Origin of the sequence: Spiribacter pallidus (assembly GCF_040838495.1) — a bacterium.
Lineage (GTDB): Bacteria > Pseudomonadota > Gammaproteobacteria > Nitrococcales > Nitrococcaceae > Spiribacter > Spiribacter pallidus.
The window spans coordinates 118,274-140,677 of the sequence record NZ_JBAKFM010000001.1; the positions used below are offsets into that span (position 1 = coordinate 118,274).

The following is a 22,404-nucleotide window of genomic DNA, read 5'->3' on the forward strand; positions in this document are numbered from 1 at the left end:
CGCCGCGGCCACAGGCCCGGCGCCTTTTCTGTTAGAAAAACAGGGATAAGGTCATGGCGACTTACGATTTCATTTTCGATGGACTGGGGCTGCGCGGCTGGTGCGGCGAAAAAACCGGCGGCACCATGAGCATGGAAGAGTTGCTCGCCCGCAACAGCGGCGAGACAAAATCCCTCTGGGAATTGCCCTTCCCCTCGTTGGACAACCTCCATGATGCCTGCCCGGCCATTGCCCAGACCCGCGGACTGACAAGCGGTCTGGAGAGTGGCTTTCTGGGGATTAAAGACGCACTGAAGGTGGTGATCGACCCGATCACCCAGCCACTGAGCTGGTTCCTCAGTGGTGCTTTGTCGATTTTCCAGACGGTGCCCTGGTTTGTGATGATTCCCATCCTGCTGGGCATTGTCTATCTGGCTTCCAAATCCACCCGCCTGGTGGGCATGGTCGCCTCTTTCATACTCTTTTTGGCGTTCATCGATCATTACGATTACGCCATGCAGACGTTGGCGATTATCTTTGTCTGCTCACTGATCTGCGTGCTGTTAGGGGTGCCAATCGGGATTGCGATGTCGCGAAGTGACGGACTGCAACGCGGCGTCATACCGGTGCTGGATATGCTCCAGACACTGCCTCCATTCGTGTACCTGATCCCGTTGATCTTCCTGTTCTCGGTGACCGAGCCCAAGCTCTACGGCATCGCCATCATCCTCTATGCGATTGTCCCGGTGATCCGCCTCACCGATTTGGGGATCCGGCTGGTGGACAAGGACGTCATCGAGGCCGCCGATGCCTACGGCATGACCGACCGGCAGAAGCTCTACGGGGTTCAGATTCCGCTGGCGCTTCCCAACATCATGGCCGGTGTCAACCAGACCATCATGATGAGCCTCGCCATGGTGGTGATTGCCTCGCTGGTCTCCGCCCCCGGGTTGGGTGTTCTGGTGCTTCGCGGCATCCGGAACCTCGAGCTTGGCGTTGGGCTGGTTTCGGGTCTGGGCATCGTGCTTTTGGCCATCATCCTCGACCGTGTGACCAAGGCGGCTCTCGCCCGCGTCAATACGGCCCAACAGTAAGCGGACGGACCCGAAACCATGAGTGAACAGGTCAAGATTTCGATCCAGCATCTGTACAAGATCTTCGGTGACGATCCCGAGGCGGCGCTGGAACACGTCAAAAATGGCGTCGGCAAGACAGAGCTGCTCGCCGAGTACGGACATGTCCTGGGCCTCCAGGACATCAACGTGGATATGGTCGCCGGCGAGATTACGGTCATCATGGGCCTCTCCGGCTCGGGCAAGTCCACGCTCATCCGTCATCTCAACCGGCTGATCGATCCAACCTCCGGTCAGGTACTGGTGGATGGCGATGACGTCATCAGCTATAACGAGGACAGCCTGCGTCACCTGCGCCGGCAGCAGATGTCGATGGTGTTCCAGAAATTCGCTCTGCTCCCCCACCGGACGGTGGTCGAAAACGCGGCAATGCCGCTAATCGTCCGCGGCGAGGACAAGCAGACGGCGGTGGAGGAAGGCAGCAAGTGGCTGGACCGGGTCGGGCTGCAGGGTAATGACCACCAGCACCCGCACCAGCTGTCGGGCGGTATGCAGCAGCGTGTGGGCATTGCCCGGGCGCTTACCTCCAACTCCGATATCATGCTGATGGACGAGGCCTTCTCGGCACTGGATCCACTCATCCGGACGGATATGCAGGATCTACTGCTCGAGCTCCAGCAAGAGCTGCACAAGACCATCGTGTTCATCACCCATGACTTGGATGAGGCCCTCAAGCTCGCCGACCACCTGGTGATCCTCAAGGACGGATACACCGTCCAGCAGGGCGAGCCGCAGGAAATCCTCCTGCATCCCAACGACCCCTACATCGTTGATTTCATCAGCGATATCAACCGGGCACGGGTCCTGCGGGTACGATCCATCATGCAGCCCAAGACCGATGCCATCGAAGGGTCGGTTGCCGGGGATATCGATGGCAACGACAATCTTGAGTCGGTGATCGCTGCCTCGGAGGGTGATACCTCGCTCAACTACCGCGTTGTCAGTGATGGTGAGCAGATCGGCGTGCTCCACATGCAGGATCTGGTCAAGGCGCTGGTGCCCACCAGCGCCGCCGAGGATGGTGTACGCGGCAAGGTCTGATCGGTTGACCAATGACGGCTCAGACGAGAAAACCCCGCTTCGGCGGGGTTTTTTTTACGCCCCTGCACGCCATCCGGCTGGCGCTGGGCACGCGTCACTCAGGCGAGACGAAGGCATCGAATGCCTCCAACGCCTGCGATCCATAGACAAAAGACGGCCCGCCGCCCATGTACAGGCACACGCCCACGGTCTCCAGCACCTCGTCGCGGCTTGCACCGGCTTCGGCCGCCGCCTTGGCGTGAAAGGCAATACAGCCTTCGCAGCGGATGGCTACGCCAATCGCCAGTGCCATCAGCTCTTTGTGCTTGGCACTCACTGCGCCGTCCTTTTCGGCGGCGGTGGATAACTGCGAGAACCCCTTCGCCACCTCGGGATGCCCCTTGCCGAACGTCTGCATCAGGGCGGTGAGTTCCTCGGTGGTTTTCGGCCAATCCTTATGCATACCTGCTCCTTTGTTGATCGGGGAGTGTTCCAGATCGGAACCACAGGGCACACCGGTGAGTTCCTGTGATGGTCCGAAAAGCATAAAAAAACCCGCCGGGCCAGAGGCGCGGCGGGCCTTGGGTGATGATGTCAGGTTCAGGCTTCGAGATCGAAGCGGTCGTTGTTCATCACCTTGGTCCAGGTATCCACGAAATCGTGGACGAATTTCTCCTGGTTGTCGTCCTGGGCATAGAGCTCGGCGTAGGAGCGCAGCACCGAGTTGGAGCCAAAGACCAGATCGGCGCGTGTCGCCGTCCACTTGAGCTCATCGGTCTGACGGTCGCGCACCTCGTAGAGGTTGCTCGACACCGGCTTCCAGGTGTTGCCCATATCGCAGAGGTTGACAAAGAAGTCGTTGGTCAACGCCCCTTCGCGATCGGTAAACACCCCATGCTTGGTGCCTCCATGGTTGGTGCCCATGGCCCGCATGCCGGCCACCAGCACTGTCATCTGAGGGCCGGTGAGTCCAAGCAGCTGGGCCCGGTCGAGCATGAGCTCCTCGGCGCTGACGACGTAATCCTTCTTCATCCAGTTGCGGAAGCCGTCGGCCTCGGGCTCGAGCACCTCAAAAGACTCGGCATCCGTCTGCTCCTGGGTGGCATCGCCACGGCCAGGGGAAAACGGCACGCGGATATCGAATCCGGCGGCTTTGGCCGCCTTTTCAATGCCCACATTGCCGGCGAGGACGATCACGTCGGCGAGACTCGCACCGGCGGACTCGGCGATCGGCTCGAGCACGCCCAGTACCTTGTGCAGCCGCTCGGGCTCGTTGCCCTCCCAGTCCTTCTGCGGCGCCAGCCGGATCCGGGCGCCATTGGCGCCACCGCGCATATCCGAACCACGGAAGGTCCGGGCACTATCCCAGGCCGTGGCGACCATCTCGCTGACGCTCAAGCCGCTCTCGGCGATTCGGGCCTTGAGTGCATCGACGTCATAATCGGTCGAGCCCGCCGGCACCGGATCCTGCCAGATCAGCTCCTCATCCGGGACGTGGGGGCCGATGTACCGCGCCTTGGGACCCATGTCGCGATGGGTGAGCTTGAACCAGGCCCGGGCGAAGACATCATCAAAGTAGGCCGGATCGTTGTAGAACCGCTCAGAGATCTTCCGATACGCCGGATCCATCTTCATGGCCATGTCGGCGTCGGTCATGATCGGGTTGTGGCGAATCGACGGATCCTCCACATCCACCGGCTTGTCCTCTTCTTTGATATCCACCGGTTCCCACTGCCAGGCACCGGCCGGGCTCTTTTTCAGCGCCCACTCGTAGTTGAGCAGCAGATGGAAATAGCCGTTGTCCCACTGGGTGGGATGGGTGGTCCAGGCCCCCTCGATGCCGCTGGTGACCGTATCGCGGCCAACCCCGCGGGTGCTGTGGTTATTCCACCCAAGGCCCTGCTCTTCGATGTCGGCCGCCTCCGGGTCCGGGCCGAGCAGTTCGGCGTCGCCGTTGCCGTGGCACTTGCCGACCGTATGACCGCCGGCGGTGAGCGCCACGGTCTCTTCGTCGTTCATTGCCATCCGGGCAAAGGTCGTGCGTACCTGCTCGGCGGTCTTCAGCGGATCCGGGTTGCCGTTAACACCTTCCGGGTTGACATAGATGAGCCCCATCTGCACCGCAGCGAGCGGATTTTCCATCGTATCGGGGTTATCGACGTCTTCGTAGCGCTCCTCGCTTGGTGCAAGCCACTCTTTCTCGGAGCCCCAGTAGACATCTTTCTCGGGATGCCAGATGTCCTCGCGGCCATAGCCAAACCCAAAGACCTTGAGCCCCATGGACTCGTAGGCCACCGTGCCGGCGAGGATAATCAGATCGGCCCAACTCACCTGGTTGCCGTACTTTTTCTTCAGCGGCCAGAGCAGACGCCGGGCCTTGTCCAGGTTGGTGTTGTCCGGCCAGGAGTTGAGCGGCGCAAACCGCTGATTGCCGGTGCCACCCCCGCCACGGCCATCCGAGGTCCGATACGAGCCGGCCGCATGCCAGGCCATACGGATCATCAACCCGCCGTAGTGGCCCCAATCGGCCGGCCACCATGACTGGCTGTCTTTCATCAGCGCATGCATGTCATTCCACAGGGCTTGGTAGTCAAGCTTTTTGACCTCTTCTCGGTAGTTGAAGGTCTCGCCCAGTGGATTGGTCTTGGTGTCATGCTGGTGGAGGATGTCCAGGTTCAGCGCATTGGGCCACCACTCCATGTTGTCGCTGCCCTCGGTGGTTGCTCCACCATGCATAACCGGGCATTTGCCGGCATTGTCGATATCAGCTGCTGCCATGGTTGCTCATCTCCGCTCAGTTCTGCGTTGAAATTCGGTGCAGGGCGACCGCATCCGGTCCGCTGCGAGTCTGCAGTTATAACAAACACAGCGGCGAATGGAATTTGTTGTTGCCAATGAGAACGATTGGCAGGAAGAATTGGTTTAGAAGGTATGTTCGTTCCGGCCTATCGACGAGCCGCTGGCGAGGGTTCGAACCCCGACACGGTCAGATACAAAAACGGCCCCGATGGGGCCGCTTTCGTATCTGGCGGAGAGGGAGGGATTGATTCGGCCCTCCGGGCCTCACCCTCCGGGCGCTTCGCTACGCTCCGCGTCCTAATCGCCTCACGGCGATTAGTCGAACCCAGTATCAGCTTGTTACCGAGGGTTCGAACCCCGACACGGTCAGATACAAAAACGGCCCCGATGGGGCCGCTTTCGTATCTGGCGGAGAGGGAGGGATTCGAACCCTCGGTACGGGGTTACCGTACACGCGCTTTCCAGGCGCGCTCCTTCGACCGCTCGGACACCTCTCCAGACGACGCGCAGACTAATCCACCCACCCGGCGGATTCAATCACTCCCCTTGCCCGGCCCGTACATGTGCATGGGAAACGGTGTCACATTACCGCCTTCCGAATCAGACACCTTGGCCTGGCCTTCCTTCTCGACTTCATCGACCCGGACGATGGCGTGCATGGGCACATAGGTCCGCTTGACACCGGCAAACTCGCTTTTGAGTTTTTCTTCGGCCGGATCGACCACCATCTGCGTGCGCTCGCCGAAGGTGAGCTCCTCGATCTCGACGAACCCCAGCATGCCGCCGTCGGAGACGCTACGGGCGTAGATTTCGTAGATCTTCCCCTGGCTTTGGAAGATCACACGGAAGATTCGCTCGGCTGATGCCATGGCCCATTACCGGTATTAGTTGCAAATAAGCCTGACAAGTTAACATGTCGACTCTTTCGCACCGAACGTGGACGAGCCGATTGCATATTTGGGAAGGGCAAAACTTCGCCGACGTGGACCTGCTGGTCCAGCGACGCGATCCGCGGCGGTTCACCATCGGGTGTGCGACGAGCAACGGCGAGACGGTAATACTGCAATGGTTTCGCAACGTGCCCGAAATCGCTCAGTGGCTCCGGCGCATGGAGCCTCAGCGCTGGGGTCTGAAGGGGCCCGATCTCATCCGCATCAAAGCCGAGCTCGAGCCGGTGTTGACCGGAGTGGACGTCCACGGGCTCGATGAGCCAAGTCGTCAAGCGCACAATCGGGTGACGGCGACGTACTACCGGACCGTATGGTGGGGCGATTTTGCCACACTGGCATCCGCGGCCGATGATTGGTCATCGCGATTTCTCAACGGCCATGGGCTCGAACCGTGCGGCGCCGACAGTCACGGACTCCGCCGCATTGCCGAGGCGCTTCGCCAGCGTGTTGACGGCCCAACGCCCTGATCGGTGGTGAGGCCTGATCCTTGCGAGCCAACGACAACCGACTTAGGCTTGAACCATGACACAACCTTGTATCTTCTGCGAGATCGCCGCTGGGCGAATGGATGCCGAAATCGTCCATCAGGACGAGCGGGTCGTCGCCTTTCGCGATATCCATCCCCAGGCGCCCACCCACGTTTTGATCATCCCGCGCAAGCATATTGTGAGCATGCTCGAAATCGGCGACGACGATGCGCCGTTGATCGGGCATATGCACGTCACCGCGAAAAATCTGGCGCAGACGCTAGGTCTGGCACAGCGGGGTTATCGCAGTATATTCAATTGCGGGCAGGATGCCGGGCAGACCGTTTGGCATATCCATTTGCACCTGATGGGCGGCCGCAGCATGGGGTGGCCACCGTGGCCAGGCAACTAGGCGGAGCGAACCCGGCGCGATGAAATTCTTTGCCGATACCGCAATAGCTGAGGATATCCGAGAGCTCAACGATTACGGGCTGCTGGATGGTGTGACCACCAATCCGTCACTGGTCGCGAAATCGGGGCGGTCTTTCGTCGAAGTGGTCGGAGAGATCTGCCAGATCGTCGATGGTCCGGTTTCCGCAGAAGTCGCCGCCACCGATTACGACGGCATGATCCGGGAGGGGCGTTTTCTCGCGGCCATCGCCAACAACGTTGTGGTCAAGCTACCGCTTACCCTGCCCGGGCTGAAGGCCTGCCGGCGTCTTCGGCAAGAGGCGATCGCGGTCAACGTCACGCTCTGCTTTTCGGCCAATCAAGCCTTGCTCGCCGCCAAAGCCGGTGCGAGCTATATCTCACCGTTCATCGGACGGCTCGATGATCTCAACCTCGATGGCATGGCACTGATCCGGGATATCCGGGCAATCTACGACAATTATGGATTCGCCACCGAAATCCTCGCGGCCTCGATCCGTCATGCCAACCACGTCAAAGAGGCCGCCCTCGCCGGCGCTGATGTGGCAACGATCCCGCCGGCGGTGATCCGCAGCCTCGCCAACCACGCACTCACCGACAAGGGGCTCGAGCAGTTCATCGCCGACTGGGCGGCCACCGGTCAGACCATCGGCTGACCGACCGCCAACCCGCATCATTCTGTGGAAGGCGGAGAAGCCGCTCGCCGAGCAGCTAACTGCCGCTGGATATTCAACCACGTAACTGCCAACAGAATGATCAAAACGCCGATGGTCTCGGTGGGACTGAGCAGCTGGTTGAGCACCAGAACGCCAAACAGGGTCGCTGTAGCCGGCTCGACCATCGCAGTGACCGCCGCGGTCGAGGGCAAGACACCCCGCAACCCCCAGAAATAACAAAAAAAGGACAGACCGGCACCCATCAGGCCAAACACAACGAACAGTGGGAAATCGCCCGAGCCGGGCACCTGAGCCGCCTCGCGCCAGTCCACCAACGGGACCAGCGCAACGATGGCTGCCACAAAGGCGATCGTCAGCGCCGCCGGCGTCGAACCGTGGCGTCCCGCGGCCTTGAAAGCGAATATGAAAAGCGCGTACGACGCTCCGGACAACAACCCGCTGGTCAACGCGAGCGTGGTCAACCGCACCGGCGCATTCCCGTAGACCCCAGTCATCATCGTAATGCCGACCAATGTCGCCAGTATGACAAGCGCACTGCCCCAGGTAGGCCGCTCGGTGCGAGTGAGAAACGCCACCAGGTAGACCATCACCGGCGCGGTGTACATCAGCGTGATGGCAACCGCCACGCTGCCGGCACTAATGCTGACAAAGTAATAAACCAGGTTGCCGGCAACGCCAAACCCAGCAAGCGCCGACCAGCCGACCAATCGCCGATTGAATTCCTGCCGGAAGCCCTTGCGCCAACGCCAGACGAGCCAGGCGGCCATACAGCCAAGCCCGATGACGACCCGCCAGACGGTAATGACCTGCGGCGACCAGCCATCCTCCATCAAGATGCTGGCCAGACCGCCAGAGAGGCCCCACTGGAACGCACCTAACGCGACCAGAAGAACAGAAATGGGCATGAACGGCACTCCATGGCCCTTGTGAATGGTTTAGACCTGACAGTGCCCGGTGGTGGATCCGACTCGGCGGCCGGCTTTTCATTGGATGGCGCGCCCGGGAGGATTAGCTCGGCCCTCCGGGCCTCGTGCTCTCGCGCTTCGCGCTCGGGTCGAACCCGTTAATGGCCTGTTGGGGGTTCGAATCCCGTGTCTCTTCATCCAATGAAAAACCGGCCTGACGGCCGGCTTTTCATTGGATGGCGCGCCCGGGAGGATTAGCTCGGCCCTCCGGGCCTCGTGCTCTCGCGCTTCGCGCTCGGGTCGAACCCGTTAATGGCCTGTTGGGGGTTCGAATCCCATGTCTCTTCATCCAATGAAAAACCGGCCTGACGGCCGGCTTTTCATTGGATGGCGCGCCCGGGAGGATTCGAACCCCCAACCTCCTGATCCGTAGTCAGGTGCTCTATCCAGTTGAGCTACAGGCGCCTCATGTAGACAGCGAAGTATGGTGGCTTTGCACTAGAGCGTCAAGCTTGAGGCCATGGCCCTACCCCGACCGCCCCATCCGGATTCGCGTGACAAAAAAAGGCGGCAAAAAGCCGCCTTTTTGTGATGACCTACGCCGCCGGCGGGCGATCAGGCATCAGGGGTTGATGACAACGCCTTCCGCCTCAATCCCGTCGAGCACCTGGCTATCGCTAATGACCAGGCTGCCGGCGCCGGCGTCTTCCTGGACGACCTCAAAGCCGGTCTGGTCGCTGTCGTCATTGTTGCGCGTACGCGTAGAGACGGCCTCGACCGCAACATCACCGGCGCCTTCCTCTTCGAAAACAGCGCCCTTGCCGCCATTATCACGAGACACCGAGCCGACCATCATGCCGTTGACCGAGCCACCGTCTTCCTCTGACATCTTAAAACCGTCGTCGGCGTTGCGGTTCGAGTTCGTGTTGACGTACTGCAGGTTACCGTTGCCAGCACCCGCCTCGTCCATGTCGACGCCCTCGTCGTAGTTACCCGCAATCCGGCTAGCCACCATCGTCAGGTTGAGGTCGCCGTCATCGGCCTCGTCGAAGTCGATGCCATCATCCACATCGATGCCGATTTCGTACGCTTCAACCGAGCCGTCGTCATAAAGATCCACCTCGCGCTCGAAGCAGGTATCGTCCGGCGTCCCAGTGACATTGCCGGGAATATCCGACTCGTCGACCTGGCCCTCTTCGAACTCGGCTTCCGGCTCGGCCGGCATGTAAGCGGCCAGCAAGGCCGGATCGCAGTAAGCGCCGTTATCGATGAACTCGGTGCGGATAGTCGTCGCCTGGATGCTGCCAGCCTGACCCTCATCCAGCTCGAGGCCATCGGCGCCCACGCGGGCAAATTGCGAGCCGGTCACATGCAGGTGAATACCCCCTTCATCCCGCTCGTCGACCCGCAGGCCATCCGCATCGAACTTGCCGTTGCCAACGCCATCCACGGACACGTTGTTCAATCGCACGCTGATGGAGGCCGGCGAGCCTTCGCCACCGCCACCGGCACCGCCGCCGCAATCATCCGCGAGTGTGCAGTCAGAGACATGGATCCCGTGGTTGGCGACGCCTTTGACGAGCACGTTATCCAGCGTCAGCTCCACAACGCCGGTCTGATCCTCGCGCACGTCGACAAAGATGCCTTTGCCAGCCACTTCGCCGTTCTCATCGCCCCGATTGAGGATGCTGAACTGACCCGGCCCCTCAAAATCCAGATCGCTGACCGAGAGATTGGCACCATTGGCCATCACCAGCAGATCCACATTGTCTGAGCTGCGGACCACTTGGCCGTTGCCGATAATCTCGAGCGGGGCCTCGCCAAAATACGTCAGGCTGTCCTCGATTACGATGTCCTCATCGGTGGCAATCACCACCCGCGCGCCGTGATCACGCTTGGCCGCCTCTACCAGCGCCGACCGCAGTGTGCCCTCGCCGGCATCCGCGGCGTTGGTCACCACCAGCGGCATGTGCATATGGGCAGCGGCGCTAGTGGAGAGAAGGGCGACAAGCGCCAGAGCATTAAAACGCTTCATTATGGAGTTCCTCTGCACCAAAACTGAGCCGCCGAGGGTACGGAGCCGGCATGACAAACGGGTTAAGCTTTAATGACCGATTGATGGAATGACATTTGCATCGACGTCGTTATACTCAATCCTTCGACCGAAAAACTTGGGGGCATATCATGTTGGACCGCTTCTTTGGGCTGACAGAAAACGGCACCGACGTCCGTCGGGAGCTACTGGCCGGCCTGACCACATTCCTGACGATGGCCTACATCGTTGTTGTCAACCCGAGCATCCTCTCGGATACCGGCATGAACTGGGATGCGGTGTTCGTGGCGACTTGTCTGGCCGCCGTGCTTGGGTGCCTGATCATGGGGCTTTATGCCAATTATCCATTTGGTCTGGCACCGGGTATGGGGCTGAACGCGTATTTCACCTACGGCGTTGTGCTGGGCATGGGAGTGGCCTGGCAGACCGCCCTCGGTGCCGTTTTCATCTCGGGTATCCTGTTTTTGATCATCTCGGTGCTGCCGATTCGGGAGTGGCTGATCAATGCCATCCCGATGTCCCTTAAAATGGCCATCTCGGCGGGTATCGGCTTTTTCCTTGCGATCATTGCGCTCAAGAATGCCGGCATCGTGGTCAACAGCGACGCGACCCTGGTGACGCTTGGCGATCTGACGGCCACCAGCACCCTGCTGGCACTGCTTGGCTTTGTCATCATGGTCGGGCTGAGCTACCGAGAGATCCCCGGTGCGGTGATCATCGGCATCCTGGCAGTCAGCATCATCGGTGTGCCATTCGGCGTCGCGGAGTTCGACGGCGTGGTCTCGATGCCCCCGGACCCGAGCCCGACGTTCATGCAGATGGATATCGGCGGCGCTCTGGAAATGGGCCTAATCTCGGTGGTCTTGGTATTCCTGTTCGTGGATCTTTTTGATAGTACCGGCACCCTGGTCGGACTCTCCCATCGGGCCGGATTCCTGGACAAGGACGGCAAGATCGGGCGGCTGCGAAGCGCGCTGCTCGCCGACTCCGGCGCGACCATTGGCGGTGCGGTCCTTGGCACGTCGACCACCACCACCTATATCGAGAGCGCCGCGGGCGTGAATGTGGGTGGACGGACCGGGCTGACTGCCGTTGTCATCGCCGGGCTGTTTTTGCTGTCGCTGTTTTTCCTGCCTCTGGTCAGCGCCATACCGGGCTATGCCACCGCACCCGCACTGCTGTTCGTGGCCTGCATGATGGTCCGCGGACTGTCGGAACTGGACTGGGAAGACGTCACCGACACTGCACCGGCGGTCGTCACCGCGATTGCCATGCCGTTGACCTACTCGATTGCGGACGGCATGGGCCTTGGCTTTTTGACCTACGTCTTTGGCAAGACCCTCGCCGGCAAGGGCAAGGAAGTGCACATCGCCGTGTGGGTGATCGCCGCTTTGTTTGCGGCGCGGTTCCTGCTCATCTAGGTATGGGCGATCGGATGCCGGCCCGGCCGGCGACCAAAAAGGGGGCTGAGGCCCCCTTTTTTATGGTTAGATACAAAAAAGGCCCCTGCGGGGCCGTTTTTGTATCTGGCGGAGAGGGAGGGATTGATTCGGCCCTCTCGGGCCTCACCCTTCGGGCGCCTCGCTCACGCTCGGCGTCCCAATCAGCTCCGCTGATTGGTCGAACCTGCTCTGCTTGCTCCGGGGGTTCGAATCCCAGGCACTATCAGATACAAAAACGGCCCCTTCGGGGCCGTTTTTGTATCTGGCGGAGAGGGAGGGATTCGAACCCCCGGAGCCCGCTAGGACTCACCGCATTTCGAGTGCGGCGCTTTCGACCACTCAGCCACCTCTCCAATGGGCGCGGATTGTACATCATCCGCGGTGACGAGTGGAAACGCGGCACGGGTTGCGCGGCGCGATCATTTGCGCCGGACGCGTTACACTGATGCGCGAGCGAGACGCCCAACGGAATCTGCATGGACCAACGCGTGATCACCGATCTGCCAGAGGACGCCGCCTTTGGATTCAAGGCCTATGAGGCAATCCGGCACCGGCTGCCGGCCTGCCGCCGACAGGGCGCCTGTCACAAAGCAAAGCATCTGGGTGACATCGCCGATCGCTACGACATGATCCTGCTCGATGCATACGGTGTCCTGAACCGGGGCATGGAACCGATCGCCGGCGTACCAGAGCGAATCCGTGCCCTACAGGCGGATGGCAAGCGCGTCATGGTGGTCTCTAATGCAGCCGGTTTTGCCCATCGCACGCTCATGGAGCGATACGCGCGTCTTGGCTACGCCTTCGATGCCGAGGATGTGATCACCAGCCGCAAGACGCTGGTGCGCCAGCTCGAGCAGGAAGGTGCGCGCCATTGGGGCATGATCGCAGGCCGGCACTTTGGCCCCGACGAGTTCCCGCCCCTCGACTACCGCATGCTCACCGATGACATCGCCGACTACGACGCCGCCGAGGGATTCCTGCTGGTTGGGGCATCGGAATGGACACCGGCGCGCCAGGCATTGTTGATCGAAAGCCTCAAGCGCCGATCCAGGCCGCTTTACGTGGCCAACCCCGACCTGCTTGCTCCACAGCAAGTGGGCTACTCCACCGAGCCGGGGACCTACGCCCATCAGATCCAGAATGAGACCGGCGTCGAGCCGGTCTTCTACGGCAAGCCCTACGGCAACATCTTTGCCCTGGCCATAGAGCGGCTGCAGCACGAGACCGAACTCGATCCCGGCCGTGTCCTCATGGTTGGAGATACCCTCCACACCGATATCCTCGGCGGGCAGGCGGCAGGCCTGCATACCGCCCTGGTGACACGGACCGGTGTGCTGGCGGAAATGGACATCGATGCCGCCATCCAGACCTCCGGCATCGCCCCCGACTGGATCCTCGACCAGGCCTGACACCCGTCTGCACTGCCTGACCGCCGAGGGTTCACCTACTCAGCCATTGCAGTGAAAGATCCGCCACCAGGGGGCTCGTCGGCGGCAGGTCAAGGGTGATGGCGCCCACCAATCGCGGCTCGCCGCGCACGCGGGTTCGAATGCTGCGGCAGTCGCCGACCATCCCCTCGCTGACGATCTCGCCCTCGAACATGGTGCCGGAGGGACTGGTGTTGCGCAGCGTGGCGCCCACCGTGGCCCGCCCTTGACGGCTGAGCCGGGCCAGACGGGCCACGGTGCCGGTCCCGGTGGGGCAGCCCCAGAGGACACCCGGATGGCCGTACGTCCCGCCGATCGCCACCCAGGCACCGGGCGTCTCTTCGCGTTCCGGCCACATCCAGTGCAGAAAACGGGGCAGCCCGACGTCACCGAGCACCGGATGCTTCAGATCGAAATCCGCCTGCACCGCCTCGATCATCCGGGCAGCGAGGGCCAGCGCATCGGCATCACCCGCATGCTCCGGCGCCAGGCCAAGTGCATCGGCATCGACCATGACGTAATGACCGCCACTCCAGACAAGATCGTAGCCGATCGTCCCGGTCTCCGGCAGCTCGATCGACGCGTTGGCCCGGTGCACGAACGTCTCATCACCCTCCACATCCACCGACACCACCCGCCCCGCTTTAAGCGTGACATGCGCATCCACCCTTCCCCCGGGCGCTTCCAACCGGACACACTGAACGCCGTCGTCGGTTTCACGCGGAATCCGTCCGGTTTCGATAAGCGCACAGGCGGTCGCCATCGTGTTGGAGCCCGAGAAAAAGGGATAACCCATCACCTCCATGATGATGAACCCGGCCTGGGCATCCGGGTGGACCGCCGGGGTGATCAGGTCGACACAGAAGGCAGGAAACCCATAGGGCGGCTCGATCAGCAGACGGCGCAGTCCGTCCCCCGGCCCGCTCAGCCATTCCATGCGCGCCCGCACGCTGCGGGTTGCGTCGACGGGCACACCGGAGAAGACCACGCGATGGATGTCACTGCCAACGGCGACATCCATCCACTCAAGGCGTGGCCAGCCGTCAGCGGCCGGCATGGGGCGCCCCGACCTGCTCCCAGTGCCGGTCGGGAACCACCACCAGCTTGCCCACGTAATCCTTGTCCATGAAGTCGGTCTGCGCGCGATGGAAGTCGGAGAGCCGATAGGTGCCATGCAAAAGGGGGCGGATGCGGCCATCGAGCACATAGCCGAGCAGCCGCCGAAAATCACTCCGCCGGCCCTGCGAAGAGCCATGCAGCTGGAGCTGCTTGAGATACATCGTGCGCAAATCCAGGTCGACGACCGGACCGGCAATGGCCCCGGCCGTGGTGTAGCGGCCTTCCGGGCGCAAAATGCGCAGCAGATCATTGAAATGCGGGCCCGCGACCAGATCGGCGACCACGTCGATGGCCTCGCCACCAGTGGCTTCATCGACCGCGGCCACCCAGTCTTCGGCGGCACGGTCGACAACGGCTTCGGCACCGATGGCCTTAAGGGCATCGGCCTTGTCTTCGCGGGTCACGGCATAGGGGATGGCGCCACGGGCGCGGCACAGCTGGACAATGCCCGAGCCCACACCGCCGGAGGCGCCCGTGACAAGCACCCGCTCACCGGCCTGCACACCGGCGCGCTCGAGCATGTGCTCACCGGTCAGGTAGGCACAGCAGAACGTCGCCAGCTCGGCATCCGAGAGATCGGTCTCCACCGCATCGGCGTTTTCGGCGGGGACGCACTGGTACTCGGCATAGCCGCCGTCACGGCCGTGGCCAATGTAGTCGATATCCGCCAGGCTGTCGTCGTCGCGATTGTAGAGGCTGAAATCGACCACGACGCGCTCACCGATACGGCTGCCGGGCACGCCCTCACCCACCGCCACGATCACCCCCACACTGTCGGTCCCCTGGATGCGCGGGAAGGTCAGCGTCGAGCGACCGCGCCGCCAGGTGGAGACCGCCTGCGGGTCGGTATCGCTGCCGTAGGCGCCCTCGCGCACCCAGACATCGGTGTTGTTCATGCCGCAGGCGTGGACCGCCAACAGCACCTCGCCGGGGCCCGGCTCGGGGACCGGCACGTCGGTGCGGTAGTCAAGGGCGTCGAGCCCACCATGACGGGTCAAAAGCACCGCGGCCATTGTCCTGGGAGGTTCTGATTGATTCACCCCTTGTTTACCCTCGTCTTGACTGGAAAAACGCCCGCAGAAGCGACCCACAGCGCGCCGCCTCGACACCACCGGTGATCGACAAATCATGATTGTGGCTGGGATGTTCGTGCAAGTGCATCGCACCGCCACACGCCCCGGTTTTGGGATCGTCGGCCCCGTAGACCAGTCGGCCGATGCGCGCGTGGATCATCGCCCCCAGGCACATGGGGCAGGGTTCGAGGGTGACATAGAGGGTCGTACCCGGCAGTCGATAAGCGCCCAGCGCCCACCCCGCGGCCCGTAGCGCGACCATCTCGGCATGGGCGGTTGGATCGTGGCTACCGCGTGGCCGATTGGCCCCCTGGGCCACCACCTCGCCGTGCTTGACCAGCAAAGCGCCCACCGGCACTTCACCGGCGGCCGCCGCCTGCTCGGCAAGCGCAATCGCCTGTCCCATGAACCGCTGATCCTCGGCGGCTCTAGTTACTTGTGTCTGGCCAGTGTTCGCCACCCGCACCCCCCGAGGCCGTCAACCGGCCGGCCAGGCCCCGTGCGCCAGGCCTTTCAGACGAGTCACTCCCACTCAATAACTACATAATATTTTTATCAGATAAATCAATGGGTTATCTTCTATTATTTTTATTGTGTAACTTTTGTGTAGGTTTTGCTGCCATTTTTGTCTCGCTCTGATTATTAGGCTCCCGAAAAATCATAGACTTACTTGGGGGCTCTTGCACGCTGTGTAACATCTCTCTGGCGAACAGCAGGATGCTGCCGAGCCGCCGTGGGTCACTCCTTTGCCCCCCCGCATCAGAACCAGTCTGACCCTCGCCTCGTAGCTGTTCCATAAAAATACTTACCCATAAGTACTTTGGAAGACCACCGCCGCATTCTATCGCGACTTGCAATTATTACCTTCGTACCTATATTTAATTATCCTATTTCCCTGATTTACTTCAAAGAAAGTGGTGCATCCTAGTTTTATTGTCTGCCCCCCAGTAGTGGTGGAGCTGCCATATACAGTATTACCATAAACGTTGTAATTTGAGGTTGTCTGAGATGGTAATGTCACCTGACCCGACGATGAATAAACATAGACCATATTCCCGTTCGGAGCCTCAAATGAATTGTCCGGGTATCCCCAGCTCTCAATCAGAGGGTTAATATCAGAATTAAGCCAAGTATTTAAAGCCGATTCATACTTTTTTGTGGTGGCACATCCAACAATAAGAACTACTATCAAGGCTAAGATGAGAGTCACTTTCATTTGCATCGCTTACACCTCGCGAATTTATAAAAACTGGGCCCAGTCATATCAAACAGTCCATCCTATCCCTAATTCGTTTTACAACCTACCCAGCCTCAGCCATATACAAAGCCTGCTGAGCCTGTTCAAACACCTCTTTGATGTCCTCAACAGGACCAAGACGCTGCTCAGCCTCACGAATATTCCCATAGACGGCGTTCAGAGCCGGTGTGAGGCGTTGATAACTCAACTCATCCACACCAGCCTTCACATAACTTCGCAGGACATACGACACGAACTCTCGCTGCTCACTGTTTAAGAACCCTTGAACATTGGCGTTGGCGTACTGAGCACGCTGCTCCCGCTTGAGCGTAGGCTTGGTGTAGGCAATGTATTCAAGGACATCAAACAAGTCGCAGTCTTCAGCGTTAATGAGGGTCTGGAGCACCCCTAAATCAGCCCGACTGCAGCCCGCGTCTGCTAACCGCCGCAGTAGTTCGTCACGGGTGACAGGGTTGCTCCAAGCCGTCCGGAGGTCATCCTCGCTACCGAGCAGAGTGGGCAGACTCACATCGTCATAAAGGTACTTGATGTACTCAGCAGCACTGACCGGTTTGCCGTGAAGGTAGAACAGGGTGGCGGTGGTGTGTTGGATTTCCCGCACTTTGCCGTCAGAGAGCCGTATCCGAATCTTTTCAGGCTTTTCACCATCCTCTGGGTCGTCTTCATCGCCCCCTTCACCCGGAGGATTGGGTTCATCAGGGTCATCAGTTGGCGTATGAGGCCGCTCAGGCTTTTCTGGAGGCTCAAGAGGGGGGCCATCCCACTCATCGTCCTCAAACAGGGCATACGCCCCCACAAAGTCCAGAATCGTGAAATAGCCCTTGCCCTCAAAGAGCCGGGTACCTCTGCCGATGATTTGCTTGAACTCAATCATATTGCCCACAGGTCGCAGCAGCACGATGTTCCGGACATTCCGTGCATCCACACCAGTGGATAACTTGTGGCTCGTGGTCAGAATGGTAGGGATAGTCTTCTCGTTATCCTGAAACCGCCGAAGGTAGTTATCACCGATGACCCCATCGTTGGCGGTCACACGAGCACAGTAATCAGGGTCGGTAGAGGGCGTGTTCTGATTGATGAGGTCTCGGACTAAGGCGGCATGCTCTTGGTTGCGGCAGAAGACGATAGACTTCTCATCCTTGCCGATATTTGCCAGCAACTGCTGGACCCGGAACTCCTCACGCTCCCGGATGACTATCTTGGTGTTGAAGTCCTTTTCCCCATACACCTCACCATCCCGTACTTCACCGGTGATGACCTCGTCCTCAGAGGTATGCACATACTCATCTATCGTGGATTGAATACGCTTAACCCGAAATGGCGTGAGAAAGCCGTCCTCTATACCTTCCTTGAGGCTGTACTCAAAGACTGGCTCACCAAAGTACTCATAGGTATCCACATTGACGGTTCGCTTGGGCGTGGCGGTGAGACCGATATGGACGGCGGTATTGAAGTAATCAAGGATTTCTCGCCAACTGCTCTCATCGTTAGCACCACCACGATGGCATTCGTCTATGAAGACCAAGTCAAAGAAGTCGTGGGGGTAGTGCTTGAAGTTCTCGTCCTGTGTGTCACCGCTAACGAATGTCTGGAAGATGGTGAAGAACACAGAGCCGTTTAGCGGGACAGAGCCACGCTTAGCCACCTCGTCAGGGGTGATACGCACCTTCGCATCGTCAGAGAAACCACCAAAGGCGAGATAAGCCTGATTGGCGAGTATGTTCCGGTCAGCGAGAAACAGGATGCGAGGACGCCGCTTACCGTCCCCGTTGATGTTCCAGCGTGCTTGATAGAGTTTCCAAGCAATTTGGAATGCAATGAAAGTCTTCCCAGTGCCGGTAGCCAGCGTGAGCAGAACCCGCTTACTCTCTTGGGCTATTGCGTCGGTTGCCCGGGTTACTGCTATCTCTTGGAAGTACCGAGGTCCGTGCGTTCCTTCCAGCGTCTCAAACGGAATGGCATTGAATCGTTCTTGCCATTCATTGACCTGCTCATTGGCACGCCGCCACAACTCGTCCGGGGAAGGAAACTGGAGGACATCACCTTCCTCACCTTTGGAGAGCGATATCTCGTATATCTTTTTGCCATTCGCAGCGTAGCCAAAGGGCAGTCGCAGTTTGGTTGCATATTGCTTGGCTTGCCCAACACCCTCAGAGACTTCCACCTCGTCACTCTTGGCTTCAATCGCTGCGAGTTTCTTGCCCCTGTACTCAAGGACATAGTCGGCACTGAGCGACGGCGAGCGTTTGCCACCCTGTTGAATGGTTCCAGCATTGATGCGGAACTCCCGATACACACGCACATCACCTTCAGTCACCCATCCCGAAGCCTCAAGGTGCTTATCAATGAGCAATGCCCGTGTATCGGCTTCGTTCATACTGCTTCACTCGGGGTGAGTTCTTGTTTGAGGATGGCTGCTTTCAAAGATTCCAAACCCAAAGTATTGCTTTGAACTTTCTTTTCAGCCTCTAATCCAAACGCTTGTATTTGCCAAAACTTTTCAGATATCAATGCCTGCTGATCAACCGAAGGAACTGGTATTTTGTAACCACCCACTGTCTTAGCCGACAAGTTCGGTTGTGCAGCACCACCGGCAGTTTCTCTAATGTAAGTCTTTACAATATTGCTACGTAGGAATGCAAAGATGTAATCTGGAAGTATTACCTCTCTTCTTGCTCTTATTATCACCAGCGATGAGGCTATGGCACCCTGTTTAATTTTTTTATTTATCGCGGATTTTCCTAAAGACCCTCTCAAGCAGAACAAGATGTCATCTATCTGAAACTTGCCAGAGCTTAACAATTTGAATCGCTCTTCACTTATGCACGCTACGCCCTCTTCAGAAATTCCCCCACTCGGCGTAAGGTCGCCCGCATTGACGAATGACACTCCGGAAGAGATCTGATGTTTTACCGAAGGATAGTTCTTTCCTCTATCACCATTTTCTAAATAGCAAACTTCTCTGAGTGGCATAGACTCTGCCGAACGAGAAACCTCACGAAAAAAAGATTCCTGTGATAAGGAAACAAAACGCTCTATTCTTTCACGCTTATTACTATTTACGCTGTAAAGACAATCAATCTCCGCAAACGCTTTATCCAGCCTTTCAACGATGCGTTTTTGTTCTTCGAGGGGTGGTATTTGCAACTCTACTGGTGAAAGCGATTTTCGGGTTATTTGAGGTTGGGCTGTACCACTGATCGTCTCCCTAAGGATGTTTGGCTGCAGCAAAAAATACCGCAAATATTCGTTTAGGACTTCATCGTTTGGCTGAATCACCATTGCATTTCCGGTAATCCAGCACTTGCCCCGTGTGAGATGAACTTCACCACAACTCCCACGGCATCCAATAATCAATTGAGGGGTGCTATGATTAAATTGGTGGTATCGCCCGATGATGCCATTGGCTCCATAGACTAAATGATCCCCGTCATCTGCCATCTCTTTCTTAGAGATGGTCTTCGGCTGATAGAGTTTAGCGATATCACCCAACCTAACCGTCTTCCACATCACAGAATCTCCTTAATCTTCTGTAATGCTTCTGCTGCTTGGGCATCCAAATCTTCAATCTCGGCGATAATCTCTTGCGGTGTGCGGTTATCTACTTCTTCAACAGAGTTGGGGTTACGAACGGTAAGGTCCCAAGTATCCGTATTGAGGTCGGTTACCGGGACCCTCCAACTATTCTCGCTGTCCGTTCGTGTAGGGGCGTGTTGGAGGAAATCCTCCATATCACGGTCATTCAGTGGGTTGGTCTTGCCCATATTGCGACCAACATTGAGTTGGTAGTACCAGATGTCTTCTGTTGGCTTACCCTTCTCAAAGAACAACACAACCGTCTTCACACCAGCACCGATGAATGTCCCGCCCGGTAGGTCAAGGATGGTGTGGAGGTTGCAGTCCTTCAGGAGTTGGCGGCGAAGGGCTACGCTGGCGTTATCCGTGTTGCTGAGGAAGGTGTTCTTGATGACGACACCACAGCGGCCACCCTTCTTCAGTTTCTTGATGAAGTGCTGGAGGAAGAGGTAGGCAGTCTCGCCCGTCTTAATCGGGAAGTTCTGCTGTATCTCAGCCCGCTCCTTGCCGCCGAAGGGAGGATTGGCGAGTACGACATCAACCTGCTCGGAAGGCTGGATGTCATCAAGGTTCTCGTTAAGGGTATTGCTATGCACCAGATTAGGGGCTGAGACCCCGTGCAAGACCATATTCATCGTGCCGATGACATAGGCAAGGCTCTTTTTCTCCTTGCCATACAGCGTGCGTGTCTGGAGTTGCTGCCACTCGGAAGGGCTTAGTTGGCGACTCTCCTTGATATGCTCAAACGCCGCACAGAGGAAGCCAGCACTGCCAACCGCCCCGTCATAGACCGTTTCACCGATGACAGGATTGACCACCTTGACGATGGCTTCAATGAGCGGACGCGGCGTGTAGTACTCGCCACCGTTCCGCCCAGCGTTCCCCATATTCTTGATTTTATCTTCGTAGAGACTGCTGAGTTCGTATTGCTCAGCATTGGTGGAGAAACTGAGTTCATCCACCTTGTCTATGACATCACGCAGCGAGTAGCCGCTTTGGAGTTTGTTGGTAATCTCGTTGAAGATTTCCCCAATCTTGTACTTCAGCGAACTGGGGTCATCTGTGGTGCGTTTGAACCGCTCCAAGTAAGGGAAGAGGTCATCATTGACGAACTCAAGGAGGTCATCGCCCGTCAGTGCCTGCTGATAGTCAATATGACCGGCGGCGTTCTTGGGGGCTGCCCAGTTCCGCCACTGGTAGCGTTCATCCATCAACGGTGAGTAAGCACGACCTTCCAGAACCGCCTGTGACGCCAACTCCTGTTCGTAATCATCAAGGTATTTGAGGAACAGCAGCCAACTGGTCTGCTCAATGTAATCAAGTTCGCCAGTGCACCCAGCGTCTTTCCAAAGGGTGTCGTCAATGCTACGGAAAGCCGATTCAAACATAGTGAGCCTATCCTTCAGTCGCCACAGCCCTGCATCCTTGCGAGGCGGTCCGACAGCGACTGTCGGACCAATGCCTCACGCGTGTAACCTCACCATACCAGCCATCCGCTATGGCTGACGGACCGGCTACCCCCTCTTGCGACCCTCTGCCAGATGATTCTTCAGCATATTGTAGGTAAAGCCGTGCCGCTTGCAGAGTTGGCGGACCGTCTTGAGGTCTTCCTGCTTCTGCTGCTTGGTGGCTTGCTCAATCTGCTTCTCAATCTCAGCCTTCTGTTGTTCTAACTCTGCGATGGTTGCCATAACTGCTTTACACCTATCAGGTTTTGGTTATTTGTAATGCTGCCCGGATATTATGCGTACCGATGCCGGAAGAATGAAGTCCATCACGAGCCGCGTTGGAGCCACAGGCATTACCAAATGCGAACTTTGTAGAGGCCGAAGAAACAGTACTCGTCTGAGTGTGAGCCCAACATAGCAAGACGGGCTCAAATGAGCAGGATTACCGCTCTCCAGTCCTTTAACTGGGCGTGCCCACCATAGCCGTAGATAGCCGGTTCCTTTTGCCTGTCAGCGAACGGTTGTAATGACCCCCGGGTTTCTGCACACCTTATGACGCTAATGCCGGGTGTGCACTGGGTGCCGCATAGCCCAAAGACTGATGCGGCCGTTCGTTGTTGTAAAACCGGATCCATTGCCCGACCACATG

General features: G+C 58.6%; 20 protein-coding genes and 3 tRNA genes. 7 read left to right on the plus strand and 16 right to left on the minus strand.

The window, feature by feature from the left end; all coding sequences use genetic code 11:
• Positions 1 to 53 precede the first annotated feature (53 nt).
• Positions 54 to 1,073 (plus strand): ABC transporter permease, encoded by a 1,020-nt coding sequence (locus V6X73_RS00585; RefSeq protein WP_367958264.1) that lies wholly within the window; start codon positions 54 to 56, stop codon positions 1,071 to 1,073.
• 18 nt (positions 1,074 to 1,091) lie between these two features.
• Positions 1,092 to 2,153: a quaternary amine ABC transporter ATP-binding protein gene (locus tag V6X73_RS00590; RefSeq protein WP_367958263.1), complete on the plus strand. Its 1,062-nt coding sequence runs from the start codon at positions 1,092 to 1,094 to the stop codon at positions 2,151 to 2,153.
• Positions 2,154 to 2,247: 94 nt separating this feature from the next.
• Here V6X73_RS00590 and V6X73_RS00595 read toward each other — a convergent pair whose 3' ends face one another.
• The 4 genes from V6X73_RS00595 to V6X73_RS00610 all read right to left on the minus strand — a co-directional run bounded on the left by V6X73_RS00595 (position 2,248) and on the right by V6X73_RS00610 (position 5,800).
• On the minus strand, positions 2,248 to 2,595 hold the full coding sequence (locus V6X73_RS00595) for a carboxymuconolactone decarboxylase family protein (RefSeq protein ID WP_367958262.1): 348 nt from the start codon (positions 2,593 to 2,595) through the stop codon (positions 2,248 to 2,250).
• A 137-nt stretch (positions 2,596 to 2,732) separates the two neighbouring features.
• Positions 2,733 to 4,910, minus strand: coding sequence for a catalase/peroxidase HPI (gene katG, locus V6X73_RS00600; RefSeq protein ID WP_367958261.1), 2,178 nt, complete (start codon positions 4,908 to 4,910; stop codon positions 2,733 to 2,735).
• Positions 4,911 to 5,337: 427 nt separating this feature from the next.
• Positions 5,338 to 5,428, minus strand: a tRNA-Ser gene (locus V6X73_RS00605).
• A 36-nt stretch (positions 5,429 to 5,464) separates the two neighbouring features.
• Positions 5,465 to 5,800 (minus strand): DUF1820 family protein, encoded by a 336-nt coding sequence (locus tag V6X73_RS00610; protein ID WP_367958260.1) that lies wholly within the window; start codon positions 5,798 to 5,800, stop codon positions 5,465 to 5,467.
• Between the two features lie 80 nt (positions 5,801 to 5,880).
• On the opposite strand from V6X73_RS00610, the gene V6X73_RS00615 reads away from it, so the two are divergent.
• The 3 genes from V6X73_RS00615 to fsa are packed head-to-tail and all read left to right on the plus strand — an operon-like array spanning position 5,881 to position 7,433.
• Positions 5,881 to 6,348, plus strand: a complete 468-nt coding sequence (locus V6X73_RS00615; protein WP_367958259.1) for a hypothetical protein — start codon at positions 5,881 to 5,883, stop codon at positions 6,346 to 6,348.
• Between the two features lie 55 nt (positions 6,349 to 6,403).
• A complete protein-coding gene (locus V6X73_RS00620) occupies positions 6,404 to 6,760 on the plus strand; it encodes a histidine triad nucleotide-binding protein (protein WP_367958258.1) in 357 nt (118 codons plus the stop codon).
• Positions 6,761 to 6,779: 19 nt separating this feature from the next.
• A complete protein-coding gene (gene fsa / locus V6X73_RS00625) occupies positions 6,780 to 7,433 on the plus strand; it encodes a fructose-6-phosphate aldolase (protein WP_367958257.1) in 654 nt (217 codons plus the stop codon).
• Positions 7,434 to 7,450: 17 nt separating this feature from the next.
• Here the strand turns inward: fsa and V6X73_RS00630 are convergent, their stop codons facing one another.
• The 3 genes from V6X73_RS00630 to V6X73_RS00640 all read right to left on the minus strand — a co-directional run bounded on the left by V6X73_RS00630 (position 7,451) and on the right by V6X73_RS00640 (position 10,394).
• Positions 7,451 to 8,359 (minus strand): DMT family transporter, encoded by a 909-nt coding sequence (locus V6X73_RS00630; protein WP_367958256.1) that lies wholly within the window; start codon positions 8,357 to 8,359, stop codon positions 7,451 to 7,453.
• A 388-nt stretch (positions 8,360 to 8,747) separates the two neighbouring features.
• Positions 8,748 to 8,824 (minus strand) — tRNA-Arg (locus tag V6X73_RS00635).
• A gap of 157 nt (positions 8,825 to 8,981) precedes the next feature.
• Positions 8,982 to 10,394 carry a hypothetical protein gene (locus V6X73_RS00640; protein WP_367958255.1) on the minus strand — a complete coding sequence of 471 codons (1,413 nt, stop codon included), beginning with the start codon at positions 10,392 to 10,394 and terminating at the stop codon, positions 8,982 to 8,984.
• A 149-nt stretch (positions 10,395 to 10,543) separates the two neighbouring features.
• Here V6X73_RS00640 and V6X73_RS00645 point away from each other — a divergent pair, with 149 nt between their 5' ends.
• Positions 10,544 to 11,833, plus strand: a complete 1,290-nt coding sequence (locus V6X73_RS00645) for an NCS2 family permease (protein WP_367958254.1) — start codon at positions 10,544 to 10,546, stop codon at positions 11,831 to 11,833.
• Between the two features lie 284 nt (positions 11,834 to 12,117).
• On the opposite strand, the gene V6X73_RS00650 is transcribed toward V6X73_RS00645, so the two are convergent.
• Positions 12,118 to 12,207, minus strand: a tRNA-Ser gene (locus V6X73_RS00650).
• 123 nt (positions 12,208 to 12,330) lie between these two features.
• Here V6X73_RS00650 and V6X73_RS00655 point away from each other — a divergent pair.
• Complete coding sequence (locus V6X73_RS00655) at positions 12,331 to 13,263, plus strand: HAD-IIA family hydrolase (RefSeq protein ID WP_367958253.1); 933 nt, start codon at positions 12,331 to 12,333, stop codon at positions 13,261 to 13,263.
• Between the two features lie 31 nt (positions 13,264 to 13,294).
• Here the strand turns inward: V6X73_RS00655 and V6X73_RS00660 are convergent, their stop codons facing one another.
• The 8 genes from V6X73_RS00660 to V6X73_RS00695 form a co-directional block, all read right to left on the minus strand.
• Positions 13,295 to 14,338 carry a proline racemase family protein gene (locus V6X73_RS00660; protein WP_367958252.1) on the minus strand — a complete coding sequence of 348 codons (1,044 nt, stop codon included), beginning with the start codon at positions 14,336 to 14,338 and terminating at the stop codon, positions 13,295 to 13,297.
• A complete protein-coding gene (locus V6X73_RS00665; protein ID WP_367958251.1) occupies positions 14,325 to 15,413 on the minus strand; it encodes an alcohol dehydrogenase family protein in 1,089 nt (362 codons plus the stop codon). Before V6X73_RS00665 ends, V6X73_RS00660 begins: the two co-directional genes overlap by 14 nt.
• Positions 15,414 to 15,447: 34 nt before the next feature.
• Positions 15,448 to 15,933, minus strand: a complete 486-nt coding sequence (gene tadA / locus V6X73_RS00670) for a tRNA adenosine(34) deaminase TadA (RefSeq protein ID WP_367958250.1) — start codon at positions 15,931 to 15,933, stop codon at positions 15,448 to 15,450.
• An 841-nt stretch (positions 15,934 to 16,774) separates the two neighbouring features.
• Positions 16,775 to 19,108, minus strand: a complete 2,334-nt coding sequence (gene hsdR, locus V6X73_RS00675; protein WP_367958249.1) for an EcoAI/FtnUII family type I restriction enzme subunit R — start codon at positions 19,106 to 19,108, stop codon at positions 16,775 to 16,777.
• Positions 19,105 to 20,241: a restriction endonuclease subunit S gene (locus tag V6X73_RS00680; RefSeq protein WP_367958248.1), complete on the minus strand. Its 1,137-nt coding sequence runs from the start codon at positions 20,239 to 20,241 to the stop codon at positions 19,105 to 19,107. The genes hsdR and V6X73_RS00680 overlap by 4 nt, the downstream gene beginning before the upstream one ends.
• Complete coding sequence (locus tag V6X73_RS00685; RefSeq protein ID WP_367958247.1) at positions 20,241 to 21,695, minus strand: type I restriction-modification system subunit M; 1,455 nt, start codon at positions 21,693 to 21,695, stop codon at positions 20,241 to 20,243. Before V6X73_RS00685 ends, V6X73_RS00680 begins: the two co-directional genes overlap by 1 nt.
• 126 nt (positions 21,696 to 21,821) lie before the next feature.
• A complete protein-coding gene (locus V6X73_RS00690; protein ID WP_367958246.1) occupies positions 21,822 to 21,998 on the minus strand; it encodes an H-NS family nucleoid-associated regulatory protein in 177 nt (58 codons plus the stop codon).
• 307 nt (positions 21,999 to 22,305) lie between these two features.
• The gene (locus V6X73_RS00695; RefSeq protein ID WP_367991049.1) at positions 22,306 to 22,401 is read right to left on the minus strand and encodes an integrase core domain-containing protein; all 96 of its coding nucleotides are present in this window, start codon (positions 22,399 to 22,401) and stop codon (positions 22,306 to 22,308) included.
• Between the last annotated feature and the right edge of the window lie 3 nt (positions 22,402 to 22,404).

Coding starts and splice junctions, on each gene's coding strand:
- V6X73_RS00585 (WP_367958264.1), top strand. CDS start 54: ATGGCGACTTACGATTTCATTTTCGATGGACTGGGGCTGCGCGGCTGG.
- V6X73_RS00590 (WP_367958263.1), top strand. CDS start 1,092: ATGAGTGAACAGGTCAAGATTTCGATCCAGCATCTGTACAAGATCTTC.
- V6X73_RS00595 (WP_367958262.1), bottom strand. CDS start 2,595: ATGCATAAGGATTGGCCGAAAACCACCGAGGAACTCACCGCCCTGATG.
- katG (WP_367958261.1), bottom strand. CDS start 4,910: ATGGCAGCAGCTGATATCGACAATGCCGGCAAATGCCCGGTTATGCAT.
- V6X73_RS00610 (WP_367958260.1), bottom strand. CDS start 5,800: ATGGCATCAGCCGAGCGAATCTTCCGTGTGATCTTCCAAAGCCAGGGG.
- V6X73_RS00620 (WP_367958258.1), top strand. CDS start 6,404: ATGACACAACCTTGTATCTTCTGCGAGATCGCCGCTGGGCGAATGGAT.
- fsa (WP_367958257.1), top strand. CDS start 6,780: ATGAAATTCTTTGCCGATACCGCAATAGCTGAGGATATCCGAGAGCTC.
- V6X73_RS00630 (WP_367958256.1), bottom strand. CDS start 8,359: ATGCCCATTTCTGTTCTTCTGGTCGCGTTAGGTGCGTTCCAGTGGGGC.
- V6X73_RS00640 (WP_367958255.1), bottom strand. CDS start 10,394: ATGAAGCGTTTTAATGCTCTGGCGCTTGTCGCCCTTCTCTCCACTAGC.
- V6X73_RS00645 (WP_367958254.1), top strand. CDS start 10,544: ATGTTGGACCGCTTCTTTGGGCTGACAGAAAACGGCACCGACGTCCGT.
- V6X73_RS00655 (WP_367958253.1), top strand. CDS start 12,331: ATGGACCAACGCGTGATCACCGATCTGCCAGAGGACGCCGCCTTTGGA.
- V6X73_RS00660 (WP_367958252.1), bottom strand. CDS start 14,338: ATGCCGGCCGCTGACGGCTGGCCACGCCTTGAGTGGATGGATGTCGCC.
- V6X73_RS00665 (WP_367958251.1), bottom strand. CDS start 15,413: ATGGCCGCGGTGCTTTTGACCCGTCATGGTGGGCTCGACGCCCTTGAC.
- hsdR (WP_367958249.1), bottom strand. CDS start 19,108: ATGAACGAAGCCGATACACGGGCATTGCTCATTGATAAGCACCTTGAG.
- V6X73_RS00680 (WP_367958248.1), bottom strand. CDS start 20,241: ATGTGGAAGACGGTTAGGTTGGGTGATATCGCTAAACTCTATCAGCCG.
- V6X73_RS00685 (WP_367958247.1), bottom strand. CDS start 21,695: ATGTTTGAATCGGCTTTCCGTAGCATTGACGACACCCTTTGGAAAGAC.
- V6X73_RS00690 (WP_367958246.1), bottom strand. CDS start 21,998: ATGGCAACCATCGCAGAGTTAGAACAACAGAAGGCTGAGATTGAGAAG.